This window comes from Bradyrhizobium tropiciagri, from assembly GCF_018130505.1.
Taxonomy (GTDB): Bacteria; Pseudomonadota; Alphaproteobacteria; order Rhizobiales; family Xanthobacteraceae; genus Bradyrhizobium; species Bradyrhizobium tropiciagri_B.
The window spans coordinates 538,851-555,671 of sequence record NZ_JAFCKH010000004.1; the positions used below are offsets into that span (position 1 = coordinate 538,851).

At 65.8% G+C, this 16,821-nt stretch carries 3 protein-coding genes; 2 read left to right on the forward strand and 1 reads right to left on the reverse strand.

Annotation, left to right across the window (positions count from 1 at the left end; translation table 11 throughout):
- Nucleotides 1-198 precede the first annotated feature (198 nt).
- Together JQ633_RS13335 and JQ633_RS13340 are read left to right on the forward strand one after the other, a co-directional pair.
- Nucleotides 199-13,413 carry a filamentous haemagglutinin family protein gene (locus JQ633_RS13335; RefSeq protein WP_211985468.1) on the forward strand — a complete coding sequence of 4,405 codons (13,215 nt, stop codon included), beginning with the start codon at nucleotides 199-201 and terminating at the stop codon, nucleotides 13,411-13,413.
- Between the two features lie 48 nt (nucleotides 13,414-13,461).
- Nucleotides 13,462-14,367, forward strand: a complete 906-nt coding sequence (locus JQ633_RS13340; protein ID WP_211985469.1) for an FkbM family methyltransferase — start codon at nucleotides 13,462-13,464, stop codon at nucleotides 14,365-14,367.
- A 299-nt stretch (nucleotides 14,368-14,666) separates the two neighbouring features.
- Here JQ633_RS13340 and JQ633_RS13345 read toward each other — a convergent pair whose 3' ends face one another.
- Nucleotides 14,667-16,649 carry a substrate-binding domain-containing protein gene (locus JQ633_RS13345; protein WP_211985470.1) on the reverse strand — a complete coding sequence of 661 codons (1,983 nt, stop codon included), beginning with the start codon at nucleotides 16,647-16,649 and terminating at the stop codon, nucleotides 14,667-14,669.
- Between the last annotated feature and the right edge of the window lie 172 nt (nucleotides 16,650-16,821).

Genomic DNA, 16,821 nt, shown 5'->3' on the forward strand with positions numbered 1-16,821 from the left:
GCCGTGATGCTGTGCGCCTCTCATCGACCTGTCGGTGCCGTTCCAGCCTGGAGTCAGGCTGGCCGGTGCATTGGCGTGTCATGTTCGTTTGGCATCACCTGGTGCATTGGAAGGCCTCGCATGCATTCGCTTCCCCGCTCTCGTTCGACGTCGCGCCGCGCCCTGTTGCTTGCCGGTGTAAGTTCGATTGCGATTGCGATGAGCTCGCCCGCCGCCGCCCGTCCATTCGGGACCTGGGGCAATGGGAACACCGCGGCGACGCAGGCGGCGATGAATGCGGCGCAGTCCGCCGCGCAACAGGCGCAGCAGGCGGCGCAGAACTCGCAGGCGTCGATGACCCGCGCGACGCAGGCGATCCAGGCGCTGCGGGCGGCGCAAAGCGCGGCGCGCGGGATCGCGGCGAACGCCCCTAGCTCGGTCGCCAACGGCCTCAATGCCGGCGGCCTGGTTCCGGACAGTGGCCTGAAATCTCCCGGCATCGCCAATCCAGTAACCACTTGGGTCGGCGCCAATACGCCGACCCAGACCACGAGCGGCGGCCAGACCACGGTCAATATCGACCAGACCCAGTCCCAGGCAGTGCTGAACTGGAAAACGTTCAACGTCGGCAGGGACACGACGGTCAATTTCAATCAGCAGGGGCATGCCGACTGGGCCGCGCTCAACAAGGTGACGGCGAGTACGTCGCCGAGCCAGATCCTGGGCGCGATCAAGGCCGACGGCGCGGTCTACGTCATCAATCAGAGCGGCATCATCTTCGGCGGCACCAGCCAGATCAACGTCCACACCCTGATCGCCTCGACGCTGGATCTCTCGACGAAACTCAGCGCCAACAACTATCAGGGCTTCCTGCAGAGCGGGTTGTTCTCATTGCTCAACGACGTGCCGACGAGCGCCGGCGTCAGCGGCTCGGGCGCGGCGATCTTCAACCAGGGCAGCAAGGGCAAGGTCACGGTTCAGCCCGGCGCCATCATCGATACCACGGGCAAGATCACCTCGGCCGGCGACGGAGGCTACGTGGCATTGCTCGCCGACGGCGGCGTCAGCAATGCCGGCAGCATCACCACTCAGAACGGGCAGATCATTCTCGCTTCGGACAGCGCGCTGTACCTGGTTACGCCGCCGCCAAATTTCGTCGGGACCAGGACCGCGATGCAGGTGGTCGGCGGCGGCGGTATCGTGAGCAACGAGGCCAGCGGGCTGCTTGTCGCCAATGACGGCGCCGTGACGCTCGCCGGCGGCGCGATCAATCAGCTCGGCGGCCTCGTCGCGACCACCAGCACCACCCGTACCGGATCGATCAGCCTCAACACGGTCTGTCCGATCGGCACCTGCGCGGTCGGTGCCAGCGGCAACATCGTGCTGGGCTCCGCGAGCCTCACGGCGATCCTGCCGGACGAGACCAGCGGCACGCTGCCGACGGCGACCGCCAACTCCTCGGTCACGGTCAACGGTGCCAATAGCGCAGCGGCATATTTCCAGGCGGTGCTGCAACCGACGATCAATATCCAGGCGCGGGGCAGTGTCGACGTGCAGGGCAGCGGCGCCGGCGGCGATGGTGCGCTGATCAAGGCGCCGAGCGCCGCGCTGACGATCGCCGCCAGCAACACCGGCACGGTTCTGCTCGAGCAGGGCAGCACCATCGATCTCTCCGGCATCGCCGGCGTGACGCTGCCGATGTCGATCAACGAGATCAGCATCCTCGTCACCAGCGCCGAGGTCGCTGACAACCCGCTGTCGAAGAGCCTGATCGGCAAGACCGTGACCATCGATGCGCGGGTCGGCTCGCCGATCCTCAATGTCAGCGGCTATACCGGGCTGATCCCCCAGAGCATCGACCAGCTCCTCACCGCCGGCGGCAGCTTCACGACAACGGCACTGAACGTCGTGCAGAAGCCGGGCGCGGTGATCAACGTCTCCGCGGGCTATGTGCAGTACACCGGAGGCGTCATCACCACCTCGCGCGTGGTCGGCGCCGACGGGCGGACCTACGATATCGGCAGCGCCAACCCGAACATCGCCTATCTCGCCGTCGGCGGCGGCTTTACCGTCCTGCACAAAATCAACGGTGTCGTCGACGACCGGCTGACCGAAGTCTACCTCAACCCGCTCAGGCGCGGCGGCGGCCATTACGAGCCGGGCTACGTCGCCGGCGCCAATGCCGGCAACGTGACCGTCTCCGCCGTCAACCCGATCATCTCCGACATCATCGGCAATTTGGTGGCGGGTGACCGCCAGCGCGCGCTGGCGGGATCCTCGAATCTCGCGCCCGCGGACAAGATGCCGACCGGCGCGTCGTTGAACATCAATTTCGCAAACCCGCCTCGCGGCGCCAACCTGAACAACGTGGTGCTGTTGCCGCAGGCGGATGCCGGAGCCGATCCGTATGGTCTCGGCGGCCTGAGCTTCGCCAATGCGTCGACCTGGACGCCGGTGCTTTCGAACGGCGTCTTCCCGATCTTCACCGACGTGCTCTCGAAAGCATCGCTCGGCGCCATCGCCATCAAGGGTGCGCAACAGCTCGACATGGCGAGCAACGCCGTCCTGTCGGTGCGCCCGGGCGGCAGCATCACGCTCGACGGTGTCGGGACCATCGACGGCACGCTCAGTGCGCCCGCCGGCAAGATCAGCCTGACCGGATTCACCTATGCCAGCGGCACGCCGCAGCGGCCGTCGACACCCGCGGTGGTGATCGGATCGACCGCCGTCATCGACGTGCGCGGCCGCTGGGTCAACGACACCAACCGCTTGCCGGACCAGCTCGAGGGCCAGGCCTACGTCAACGGCGGCAGCGTGAGCATCTCGACGCTCGCCGCCAGCGTACCGTCGGCCAGCGGCGACGGCACCTTTGCCGACGTCACCCAGAGTATCGTGCTGTCACCCGGCAGCACGATCGACGTGTCCGGCGGCGGCTATGTCGACACCACCGGCAAGCTCAAGACCGGTTCCGACGGCCTGGCTGTCGGCAAGGGCGGCAGCCTCGCGCTTCAGACCTATACGGCGAAGGATGGAGGCGCCCGCTGGGCTGGATTTGGGTCCGAGGGAACGACGCGCTTCAATGTCGTGCCGACGGGGGCCAATCATCCAGATCAGGCCAATGTGTTGTTGGGTGGCACGATCTATGCGGGAGGTTTCGACGGCGGCGGAACGCTGACGCTGCAAGCTTCGACGATCGTCATCGACGGCGCCGCGTCGGATGTCACCTCCTATCTCCCGACTGCCTCGGCGACGGCCATCGCCGCCGAAGGCGCCCTGCCATCTACGAACGTTGCCGTGTCGGATGTGAAGGCCGGCCAGCTGGTTCTGCCGACATCGTTCTTCACCAGCGGCGGCTTCTCGCAATACACGCTGAACGACATCTATGGCGGCACCATTGTCACCGCCGGCACGCAACTGGTGCTGCAACAGCCGACGGCCGCGTTGTCCAACGTCGGCGCCGCCCAGATTCCGACCGGTGCGGTGCTGCGCGACTTCGCGTCCTTGGGACTGCTGCCCGACGGTTTGCGCAAGCCGGTTGGCTTGACGTTGGACGGAACCAGCGTTCTCGTCGATCGTGGCGCCGCCATCCAGGCCGACCCCCAAGCCACCATCACGCTCGTTGGGGGCAATGCCATCAACCTTGTCAAGAGCACAGATGCCAGTGGTGGCCCCACCCTCACTATCTTTGCCGCATTGGGCGACGTCACTGTCCTCGGCAGTGTGGTCGCGCCGGCGGGCGCCATCAACGTATTCGGTGATGCCGTTTCGATCGGCTCCAGCGCGCGGCTTGATGTCAGCGGGACGTTCCTGCCAAATCCGCAAGTCGTCGGCTATTCCACCGGTACGGTGCTCGGCGGCGGTACCATTACGCTCGGAGGTATCAACGTCGTGGCGCAGCCCGGCGCGCAGTTCGACCTGCGAGGCGCGGCCGTCACGGCGGACAGCAACCTGATCCAGGTGCGCCAGGCCGGCTTCACGCCGACCATGATCGGGCAGGCGGCGTGGAGCGATGGCGGCAGCCTGCAACTCGTCGGCACCAGCATCTTCTTCGCCGGCAGCGTCGATGCGGCCGGCGGCGCGCCACTGGCGAGCGGCGGCAGCCTGACGATCGGCGATGTCACCATCCCGAGCATCGTCTCAGGTCTGGTGCCGCCGACAGCATTCAGCACCCCGCCTGAAGCAATCGTGATCGAGCCCGGCGGCAGCGTCGCGGCGAACCTGCCTGCGGCTGGTTCGTCGCCCGTGCCCGGCGCGTTCATCGGAGCGGACACGCTCAGCAACAGCGGCTTCGATTCCGTCACGCTGAACGCCAATCTTGCTGTTGCATTCGCCGGTTCGGTCGATGTGACGATTCCCGGTGCCCTGACATTGCGGTCGGACAAGGGAAACTTCGTGCTGCTGGCGGCTAGCACGGGGCTGATGCCATCTGGGATCGACTTCAACGACCCCAGGACCTATGCGCCCAGTTGCGGAACGAATTGCATACCCGACATCGGTGGCACCACCGTGAACGTGAACGCCGGCTACGTCCACGTCATCGGACGGAACCAGGGGGCAGGTTTTGTCGCCTCTCCGAGCTTGGCCGACGGTACATTGAACATCTCTGCCCAATGGATCGACTTGCAGCGCGCGATCGCGCTCGACAATGCCGCCTCCGCTAGCTTCAGCAGCACGTCCGCCATCCGGCTGCTGCCGCTCGACTATGGATTTGTCACAAGCAACAACAGCGGGCTCTCCACCTTCGGCGGTGCGCTCCTTGCGCCGGGCAATCTGACGCTGCGGGCGGCCGAGATCTATCCGGTCAGCAATACTGCTTTTCTCTTGATGTCGACCGGCACGCTTCCCGGCGCGAGTACCGTCACTATCGCACAGAACGGTGTACCGACCGCGCCGCTCTCGGCCGGTGGCACCATTGTCATCAGCGCGCGGACGATCGAGCAGGGCGGCACGCTTTGGGCGCCGCTTGGGAGCATCGTGCTGGGAATGCGGACGGCAAGCGATTTGCCGGCCCAGTTTTCTGCCGCATTCTTAAATATGGTTGACACTGCCGGTCTATTTGCTCCCGGCGCGTTCGCACCAACCCAGAGCGTGACATTGGGTGCAGGCAGCCTGACCTCGGTTTCGGCCGCGGGCCTCGTCATTCCCGACGGTTATACGGTCGACGGCATCACTTGGTACCAAGGTGCTCCCCATACCGAGAACGTCCTCGTCGCCCCCATACCGCCGGTGCTCACTGCGCCGCCGGCCAAGTCGATCAGCCTGTTGGGCAGCAAGGTGACCACCAGTGCCGGCGCAACACTCGACCTCAGTGGCGGCGGCGACATCTATGCCACCGAATTCGTCGCCGGCACTGGCGGCAGCCGCAATGTGCTCACCGCCTACCAGCAGGATCCTGCCACCGGCGCTCTCACGCCGACCTTTCCGGACGGGCGGCAGGTCTATGCGCTGGTCCCGAGCTATCAGGCTCCGGTTGCGGCCTATGATCCCAACTTCGCCTATGCTCCCTATAATTCCGGCGTGAATGCGTCCGGCACCGGCACATCCCCCAATGCGATCGCGCCGGGCCAGACCGTGACGATCGGCGCCGGCAGCGGCGTTCCCGCCGGCACCTACACGCTGCTGCCCGGTATGTATGCGACGTTGCCCGGCGCCTATCGCGTCGTGCAGGTGGCGAACAACGTCAATCCGGGCATGGCCCAGAGCGCGACCAGTCCCGACGGCTCGCAATATGTGCTGGGCACGCTCGGCAATGCGCTGACCGGCGCGCGGTCGTCGCAGACTGCGGTGTTCCAGCTGCAGTCGCAGTCGGTGTGGTCGCAATATTCGCGCATCGACATCACGTCGGGCACCACCTTCTTCCGCAACCAGGCGCTGACGGCGAAGCAGAACCCGCCGCCGCTGCCGATCGACGGCGGCGTGCTGGTGCTCGGCGCCATTCAATCGCTCAAGCTTGGCGGCACCAATCTGTTCGCGCCCGGCTCCAGCGCTCTCGCGCCGGGACTGGTTGGCGGCGGCGGCCAGGTTCAGATCGGCGGCAGCCAGATCCTGATCACACATCTGGAATCCGGGCAATCCGCGCCCGCGGGTTTCCTCGTGCTCGACCCCGACCAGGTCTCCAATCTCGGCGCCGCCTCGGTGCTGATCGGCGGCACCGCCAGCGTGATCGATGGCAAGCAGCAGATTTCGGCCACGGCGCTCGACCTCGAGGTGAAGACCGACGCGGATCATCCACTGACGGGGCCGGAACTGCTGCTGATCTCGCTGGGTGGCAGCGGCCGCGGCGTCGTCGTCGATGACGGCAGCGTCATCCGCGCTGTCGGCTCGGTGCCCGACGGCACCAGCCGCGACATCGTGTTCGGCATCGACCCCGTTGCGATCAAGGACATCAGCGGAAGCGTGACCGGATACACCGCCGGCGTGAGCGGCGACGGTGCGTTGCTGCGGGTCTCCAACGGCGCCGTCGTGGACGTGACGCGGAACTTCGTGCCCGGGCAGTACAACGGTCCCGGCACGCCGCCGAGCGGCACCACAGCAAAGGGCGCGTTCTCGGTTGGCGCCCGCGTGATCATCGACGGCGGCAATGCGCTGACGCTCGACACCAGTGGTGATGGCTCGCTCGCCTCGAGCGCCGTGCTGAACGCCAGGAATTACGACATCGCCGGCTCCGTCATCAACATCGGCGGCGGCACGTCCGGCGTGGTGCTGAACTCGACCGTGCTGGCGAACTTCAACGACGCGGTTTCGGTGCGGCTGCGCAGCGGAACGGTGATCAATCTCTATGATGCCACCGGGCTCGAGATCGGCGACGTCGCGCATCCGATCGGTACGCTGACCTTCGACAGCGCCGGATTGTACGGGCAGGGCGGCAGCACCACCGTGAATGCCACCAACATCAATCTCGCCAACAGCCGCGGCAGCACCGGCACCGGCATCGCCGGGGCCGGCGGCACGCTGACGATGAATGCATCGCAGACCATCACCGAGGATCTCGGCGCCAAGAGCCTCGGCGGCTTCAGCCAGGTCAATTTGAACGCCGGCCAGGCGATCGCCTTCAGCGGCAATGGCAGCCTGGATTCCGGACCGGTCGGCGGGGCGTCGCTGACGTTCAATGTCAGCGGCGTCACGCTCGTGAATGGCGGCAGCGGCTACACCAGTGTTCCCACGGTGACGATCGGCGGCACCGGTGGATCCGGCGCGCAGGCCACGGCTTCGCTCGGCGTCGTGAGTATCGCGGTGAGCGCAGGCGGCGCGGGCTACAGCAACGGCGATCCGGTCACCGTGACCGGCCCAGACGGCACCGGCTTCACCGGCACGGCGATCGTCGACGCGAGCGGCGCGATCACCGGCGTCAAGATCACTGCGGGCGGCTCCGGCTTCACCGGCGCCATCACCTCGGTCGATGTCACGAGTGCCACGGGCTCGGGTGCCACGCTGACCGCATCGCTCGGCGTCGTCAGCGTATCCGTCACCAATGCGGGCTCGGGCTACACCAGCATTCCGACGTTCGCGTTCTCCGGCGGCGACGGCAGCGGCGCCATCGCGCAGGGGCTCGCCGCCGTCACCGGCATCACCCTGACCAATCCCGGCGATGGCTATCTCGGTTCGCCCACCGTGACCATCAGCGGCGGTGGCGGGTCCGCCAGCACGGCAGTCGCTACAGCGTCGGGCGGAATCGTGACCGACCTCGCGCTGACCAAGGGCGGCACCGGCTATTCCAGCATGCCGACCGTGACGTTCTCCGGCGGTGGCGCCGGCGCCGCGAACATGACGCTGTCCGCGCCCGTGATCGTGGTCAACAGCGGTGCGTCGCAGTCGCTCTCCACACGGGGCCAGGTCAGCCTCGTCACCGGGGCAGGGACCGCGCCGGCAAGCGATCCCACCAATATCGGTGGCTCGCTCGCCGTCACCGCCGCATCGATCGCGGACAACGCGACGATCCGCGCGCTGTCGGGCACCGTCAACCTCGCCGCATTCGCCGGCGACGTCGTGCTCGGGACAGGGGCCGTCATCGATGCGTCCGGCTCGCGCATCCAGATTCTCGATCTCGTGCAGGATGCGCCGGGCGGCAACGTGCGGCTGATGTCGACCGCCGGCAACGTCATCGTCAATTCGGGCGCCAGCGTCAGCGTCGCGGCGGCCGGCAACGGCTTTGCCGGATCGCTGTCGATCCTGGCCGCGAACAATGCGGTGCTCAATGGCACGCTTGACGGCCGCGCCGCGTTCAAGAGCGTGGGCGGCGATTTCACGCTGCAGGCCGGCTCGATCGATCCGTCCAGCACCCTGCCGCTCGGCGCCTTCGCCGGCAGCTTCACGGTGCGGCGCGCGACCGGCGACATCACCATCGATGGCGCGCTGGTCTCCAACCAGGTGCTGCTGGTCGCCGACACCGGCACCGTCACCGTGAACGGCACCATCGATGCAAGCGGCGGGCGCGGCCAGATCGGGCTGTATGGCGGCGCCGGCGTCACGGTCAACGGCGGCGCCGTGCTCGATGCGTCCTGGCAGCCTTATGCCGCGGGCGATCCGCTCTATGGCAACGGCAACTCGGCGCTGGTGCAGAAGGGCGGTACCATCACGCTCGGCACCACCGGCGCGCCGGACGGCACACTCAACACCACCTATGGCTACCAGAACGTGGTGACGTCAGGCGCGATCAACGTGGCCGACGGCGCCGTGTTCAACGTCAGCGGCGGTCCCGGCGGGGCCAACATCGACAACACCGGCGGCTCGGTCATCCTCCGCGCGCCGATCCTGACCAGCGGCAATGTCAACGCCAGCTTCAGGGGCACCGTCATCACCAATGCCGATGCGGCCGGCAATGCCAGCGGCAGCGGCGTCGTGCTCAACGCCTATGCGGTCTGGAGCACCACCGACGGCTGCGCGCTGATCGCGGGCGGCTGCGGCGCGGTCGACACGGTTGCCGCCTACAACGCGCTGACGCCGGACCAGCAGAAGCAGCTCGACCGCCACTTCGACGGCGTGATCGATCCGGCCGGCTTCTTCGACGCCACGCTGAGCAATGGCAAGCCGAGCCAGATCATCCTCGCCGACAGCAACGGCTTCTATCCGGTCTCGACACCGGACAAGCCGGCGGCCGGCGCCTACATGCCGCATGTCAATTTCTACCAGAGCGTCCTGCAGGGCTTCGTCAACACGCCGTTCGACACCGCCGCGGTGGCCGCGAACTTCGCCGGCGCCAGGCTGCAGGTCGGCAGCGCGCCGGCGACGGCGCTGCCGTCATCGATGCTGCATCTGCGGCCGGAGATCGACCTCGTCAATCCGAGCATGACCATCAACAACGGCAACATCACCGTCGCCAGCAACTGGAATTTCGGCTCGGGCGCGACGGTCGGCGGCAACACCAGGCTCTACTACCGCACCAGCGGCGCCGGCGAGGCGGGCACGCTGCTGCTGCGCGCACTCAACAACGTGCAGATCAACGCCACGATCAGCGACGGCTTCTACCTGCCGAATAGCCAGCCGCTGCCGGGTCTCACGGCGGCAGACGCGTATTTCAACGAAACGCAAGTGGCAGCCGACGTCTACAACAGCTATCAGGCGCTGTTCAGTCCAGATGGTTCGCTGTTCTACACCGCAACCGTCAGCGATCTTATCCTGGTTGGCGCCTTCGACACCTCGCCGCAGGTAAACGCTGCATTCTTCGGCCTCGACGGAACACCCGAAAACCTGGCTCTATTCAATTCACTGCAATTCCATTTGCAGAGGCCGGTGGAGATGGGTGTCTTCAACAATGATCCAACTCTTGCGGGCAATCCGATCCTGCTCGCGCAGGTAATCGATCAATACAACCAGTTCTATGTTCAATACGTGAAGATGTATCACGCCTATATGGTCGAGATCGTGCAGGTAGACACCAATGCCGTTTCATCGGTATTGGGCGGAGGATTTGGCGCTTACAATAGTTATGCCGACGTGTCGAACTTCTATACGGGGCAGGCTCTTCCATTTATTGCTCCGCCGGCTTTCGTGGCGGCGCCGAGTGCCACGAATCCTTACCTGTATTACAACATCTCTGGAAACTCGGGCGCCCAGCCGGACTATGTGACGCAATGGACGAACTATTTCCTTGGCGTCATCGATGTGAATCTACAGAACAACTTTCCGATGATCAGCAATATCGTATTCGGCGCTCCACCGAACTTGGCCGCTGCAGTGGGCGGTTTTCCGACGCTCGCTAACACGGCCGGAATTGATGCTCAGTACTGCCTCAGTTGTTTTGCCGTCACGCCGCCATCTGCCCCGCTGGCCTATCTGTCGCTTTTCCAGGACACGTACGCGCCGCCGGGCCCGCCGTCGCCATCGACAGCGCCACCCGCCAACCAAATCGCCAACAACCCGACGGCGGCTCTCCCCAATACCACGACGGCAACACCGTTGATGCAAGGGGGCCTCGGCGGAAGCAAGGGCTCGTTCTCCTACAATTTCGTCGCCGGTGCCGCATTCCGAGCAGACAACGCCCCACCGGTCGATCCCAACGCGGTAATTTCGGTTTCCTCGCTCTCGCCAACCGTCACAGGAAACGTGACGATCGACGGCCATACCTCGTACGCGAACACGCTAGTCAACGGGCAGACCATCAACATTCCGACGCTAGTACGCACCGGCACTGGCTCTATTTCCATCGCGGCGGCTGGAAACGTCTTATTACTCGACCAGGTAGCGCCGGGCTCGGTCTATACGGCCGGCGCCGTCACGGCGACGCCAGCCGATTTCAATGCGCCGACGTTGCCGGGAAGCTACACCAACAATCCGAATGGCCTTGTCAGCACCCCGACTTGGGCCACCGGCGGCGGTGCGGTGACGGTGACGGCGGGCGGGTCGATCATCGGGATCGAGATGCCGACCGACGTCGACGGCAGCCAGACCGGCATTGTCGGCGGCCCGACCGGGCAGCTGTGGAGCGCCTGGTACATCCATTACGGCAAGTCCAACGGCAGCGGGACGCCGTTCGCGGACTGCGCGGCTGCGGGCTCGGTCGCGTGCCAGACTGCGGCATGGATCAACTACGCGACCTTCTTCCAGGGTTTTGGCGCGCTCGGCGGCGGCGACATCACGCTGTCGGCGGGCGCCGATATCGTCGACATCGGCGCATCGCTGCCGGAGACGCTCGCGGTCGGCGGCGGCTTCACCACGGCCGATCCGCCGAAGCCGACCTGGTATGGCGGCGGCAATCTCAGCGTGACCGCCGGCGGCGACCTCTTGAGCAGCAATTTCCTGGTCGGCCGCGGCACCGGCCTGATCAAGGTGGGCGGGGCGGTCGAAGCCACCACCAGCAATCCGCTCAACCAGGGCAAGCCGACCAAGGGTATTTCGATTGATAACCTCGGAAACATCGCCGGATCCTACGCGCTGCCGCTGCTGCTGGCCGTGCAGGACGGCTCGGTCACGCTGGCCGCGCGCGGCTCAGTCACACTCGGAAACGTCTTCGATCCGGCCTCATTACCTCTGAGTGCTTCCGCGCAGACGCCGGTTGCGTCTCTGCCCGGCACACACGATTCGATCTGGAGCAATCTGTTCACCAGCTTTGGTCCAGATAGCGGCGTTTCGTTGACCAGCCTTACGGGCGATGTCACGGCGTTGACGGTTTCTACGTCTCAATCGTCGGTCGGCGGCCTTTTTGCGGTCAAGTCTCCGACGGATAGCCTGGGATACAACATCGTTGGGCAGCTGTTGCCCGCTACGCTCGATCTGGTGGCGCTCGCCGGCGACCTTGCCTTCAACACCGGTGGCGGAAGCGCGAACCTGATGGCGTATCCGACCCAGACCGGAGACGCGACCGGGAATTTCACCGCAATTGCCGCCAAATCCATTAATCTCGGTAGCCTGGCGATGCCTGATGTAGGTTACATCAGCCCGCTTGGAATTCCGGTGCCCAACCTGACCCTGGCATTGCACGCGAACGATCCCGATCCGGTCATCATCGCCGCGGGCAAGGATATCACCTTGACCAGCCTCTCACTGATCAAGCCGGCTCGGATCGAGGCCGGCAACGACATCATTGCGAACGGCGGTTCGCAATTCGTCGGCCAGAACAACAATGCCTCCGACATCACCAGCATCGTCGCGGGCAACGATCTGGCCGGCGGTACCTACGCGCTCTACGGTCCCGGCACCTTCGTGCTGCAAGCCGGTCACGACCTTGGGCCGTTTACGGAGTCGCCTGCGACAGCCGCAGCGACTACGCGGGGTACAGCTGGAGGCGTAGGCACGCTCGGCAACGGCAGCGCTGTCGGCAGCACGTTTAACGGCCTCCAGCCCAAGCCCTATCTGCCGGCGCAGGGCGCCGAGCTCGACCTGCTGTACGGCGTCAAGCCGGGCATCGACTATGCGGCGGCGATCGCGCATTACGTCAATCCGGCGCAGGCCGGCGTCGGCGGCATCGACTTCCTCACCGACATTGCCGCGATCCTCGGCCAGCCGCGCGATCAGGCCTGGACCACTTTTCAGGGCCTGTCGCCGGTGCGGCAGCAGCTTCTGGTCAACCGCGCCTTCCTCGACTTCGTGATCCAGGTGGGCAAGGACTTCAAGAATCCGTCGAGCCCCTATTTCGCGCAGTATGCGCGCGCCTACACCGCGATCTCGACCTTGTTCCCGGCCGGCCTCGGCTACACCGACAACAGCTTGAGCGTTGACGGCAAGGCCGCGCCGAAGATCGCGACCGGCAAGCTCAACATCGCCGCCTCCGTGCTCGAGACCCAGATGGGTGGCGACATCAACATCATCGGGCCGGGCGGCGGCATCAATGTCGGGCACACCTCGCTCGACAAGCTGGCGCCGAACCAGGAGGGCATCCTGACGCTTGCCGGCGGCAGCATCCGTGCCTTCAGCGACGACTCGATCCTGGTCAACCAGAGCCGCATCATGACGCAGCAGGGCGGCGACATCGGCCTGTTCGTCGCCAATGGCGACATCAACGCCGGCTCGGGACCGAAGACCTACGTCTCCAGTCCCTCGGTCAGCGAGATCTGCACGACCGGCGGCTATTGCTACACCAATCCGCAGGGACTGGTGACCGGCGCCGGCATCGCCGGCCTGGTAACGCTGCCCGGACAGGACCCGACCAAGAGCAACGTCACGCTGATCGCGCCGCGCGGCACCATCGACCTCGGCTCGGCGGGCATCCGCGGCAACGACATCACGCTGGTGGCGCTGGTGGTACTCAACGCCTTCAACATCCAGTCGACCGGCACCGTGACGGGGCTCACCTTCACGCAGCCGCCCAACACCGCGCTGGCCGCGGTCAACAACAACGCGACCGCCGCCACCCAGCAGGCCGGCCAGCCGACGCAGAGCAAGCCCAACGATCAGCCATCGATCGTGATCGTCGAGGTGCTGGGCTATGGCGGCAGCGGCGGCGATGACGCGACCAACGGCGGCGACGACGAGCGCCGCCGCAAGCAACAGCAGCAGTAGGGCTCGGTGGTGACATCATCAACCCAATCGACGGCAGCCACTCCGCGCATGCCATCGGCGGACAGCGATCCGCTGTGGGCGCTACTGGCGCCGCAACGTCTCACCGCCGTCGTGGACATCGGCGCGAACCCGATCGGCGGCGATCCGCCCTACAAGGCCATGCTGCAGAAGGGCCTGTGCCGCGTGTTCGGGTTCGAGCCGCAGCGCGCGGCGCTGGCCGAGTTGAACGCCCGCAAGAGCGAGCTCGAGACCTATCTGCCCTATGTCGTCGGCAACGGCGAGCAGGCCCGCCTTCGCGAATGCGTGTCGCCGGGCATGACCAGCCTGCTCGAGCCCGACCGCAACGTGCTCAAGCATTTTCCGGGATTCCTCGACTGGGGGCGGGTCGTCGCCGACAGCAGGATCGACACGCGCAAGCTCGACGACATCGCCGAGATCGACGCGATGGACTACCTGAAGATCGACGTGCAGGGCTCGGAGCTTGCGATCTTCCAGAACGGGCGCCGCTGCCTTGCCGACGCCGTCGCGATCCAGACCGAGGTCTCGTTCCTGCCGTTGTACAAGAAGCAGCCGGTGTTCGGCGAGATCGACCTCGAACTGCGCGGCCAGGGATTCATTCCCCATGCCCTGATCTCGATCGACCGGCGCATGATCTGGCCGATGGTCGGCGCCGACAAGTTCGCGGCGATCCATCAGCTGCTCGAGGCGGATGCCGTCTATGTCCGCGACTTCACCCAGGCCGACGGCATCGGCACCGAGCCGCTCAAGCATCTCGCGCTGGTGGCCCATCATTGCTACGGGTCGCACGATCTCGCGGCGATCAGCATCCAGCATCTGATCAACCGCAAGGCGGTCGATCCCGAAGCAGGCAGCCGCTACTTCGATCACGTTCGGGCGACGCGCACCGGCACCGAGCTGCGCAACGTCGGGCCGCAGACGTCGACGACGGCCTGAACAGCGCCAAGCGTTATTTCGGAATATTGGAAGAATACCCCTGAGTTGCCCGACGTGTCAAGCTGACCTGTCGAGCGGCGGCCGCCCGCTACTTTGCATGGGGTTGTTTTCGGTGTTTTGGCGGCGCGCCCCCTGCGGCGGTCTCGCTGCGGAGAGGCGAAGCGCTCTTCGCTAGATTACGTCACCGATAAAAAGACGGCCGGGGCTCGAAGGAGACCCGGCCGTCGAAGTCTTGATCGTGATCCGATCGGCTCGGATCACGATCTCATGCGCGCCGACTTGCGCGTTTACTTGCGCGCCTACTTGGCGCCGCCCGTGACGCCCACGCAGCCGTCGGTCTGTGCACCGGAGGCGTTGTACGCCGCGATCGAGGCCGGCGTCCCGCCCGCAGCGCTGGTGCGCAGATAGGCGCCCAGGACGTTGCTGGCCCAGGTCGGGTCGAGCTCATGGAAGCCGTTGTTGCGGATGAGCTGCGCGACGTTCGGGTCGAAGCCGGGATTGTTGGCATTCGACATCGCCGGGTTGTAGGCCGGCAGCGCGGAGACCGAACCGCCGTAGAACCAGGCCATCCAGTTCTTCAGCGTGGGCACCCGCGTGCTGCCGGCATCGCTGTAGCAGCTATAGACGTTGACGTAGCTCGCGCCCGTCAGCGCATAGTCGCTGGTCGAGACCAGCGGGATGCCGATCACCGACAGGCTGCTGTAGTCGACGCCGCCGAGCACGGTCCCGTCGGCATAACGCTGCGCGTAGATATTCCAGCCGTTGTAGCTGCCGCCCAGCGCCGGAGCCGAGAGGCCGCTGAAGGACTGCGCGACGTTGTCCGGTGTCGGCGCGACGAAGTTCTGCGCCGTCCCGGTGACGTCGGTCTGGCCCGGATGATAGACGCCGAAGATGCGCAGCGCTTCGTTCTGGATGCTGGCCGAGCGCGGAGCCGCGGCGGAGATCGTGATGCCGGCGATTTCCTCGGTCACGGTCTGCGCATAGGGCTGGGTGTAGTCGGCGCTGAGATAGCCGATCCGGCCGGCGAGGAGCGGGTTGGTCCCGATCTTGAGCGCGGCATGGTTGCTGCCCGAGGCGCTGATCCAGCGCGGATCCGGCCGCTCGGCATCGTCGTCGACGTCGTACGGATCGCTCTGGTCGGTCGCCTTCACCGCCTTGATGTTGGCGAGCAGGTTCGAGAACCTGCTCGAGGGCAGGTTCGCCCTGGTGCTGCCGTCGACGCCGACACCGGTGAAGATCTTCCTGTAGCTGTAGGTGCCGGTCGGATCGAGCAGCGGGCAGAGGTTGGCGAGATAGTTGGTGAGGATGTAGCTCGTGCCGGCGTCATCCGCACGGTAGACCACCTTGATCGGCAGGCGGCCGCTGGTATAGGCGACCGGGGTCAGGGTGCCGTTGGTGTTGTCGTCATAGAAGTGCTGGAACTGCTGCGTGCCGTTGGCGTCCAGATAGGGGATCATGGTCGAGGCGTCGTGCCAGTCGGTCACGGTCGCCGAGAAGATCGCGCAGAGCTGCGCCGTCGAGAGCTGGATCGCGCCGCCGGCCTGGCTGTTCGGCGACAGCGCCGACTGGTTGGTCCAGGTCACGCCCGAAGCGGAGTTCGAGGTGTTGACCGCGATCGCGACCGGGACCTCCATGGCGGGGACCTGGATCGGCGCGCCGACGGACGCGGCGTTGAAGCTCGCGCTCGACTTGCTCAGCGCCGCGATCAGCAGCGTGTTCTGCCAGTTGGTCGAAGGCAGGAAGTTGCTGAACGAGACGGTGGTCAGGCTCGCAACGGTGTCGGCAAGCGGCAGGTCGCTGGTGGCGAAGTCGATGCGCGGATACGGATAGGTCTTGAAGTTGGCATTGGCGCTGTCGCGGAACGGCGGCTTCGCCGAGGGCTTGCGCACCAGCGCCGGCGCGGAGTCCGGGCTGCCGCGGAACAGCTGGCGTGGATCGTTGGCGACGTAGGCGCGCTGGCCGTTGCCGGCGCCGACCGCGGCGAACATGCCTTCGACCGGGGTCGAGAACTGCGTGCAGCTGGTCGGCAGCAGGTTCGGGCTCGGCGGCGCGATGGTGAAGGCCGGCGAGAAGGTCTGGCCGTCATTGGCGACCGTGGTGCCGGCATAGCAGTCGAACAGCTGGCGCAGCGCCAGCGACGACAGCGTGCTGCCGCCGCCATAGATGCCGTTCGAGATCGTGGTCTGTGCCGCAGCCGGCTGTGTGCCGAGAATGGCCGCCGCCGACAGCACGACCAGCGAGGTCGAGCCCAGCAGGCGCCCGGCGAAGGATGTCGTCTTCATGTTCTTAACTCCCTGTTTGACGATGTGATGCAGCGCCGCGACCTGCCTCGTGATTCGGGACCGGAAGATTCTGCTCAACGGAATGAAGCGGATTGCGATGAAGAACCTTCGGGAGAGTCCGTAAATCACGGTGCAACAAGACGCGCAGGGCAAAACCCTCCGCACCCGATCG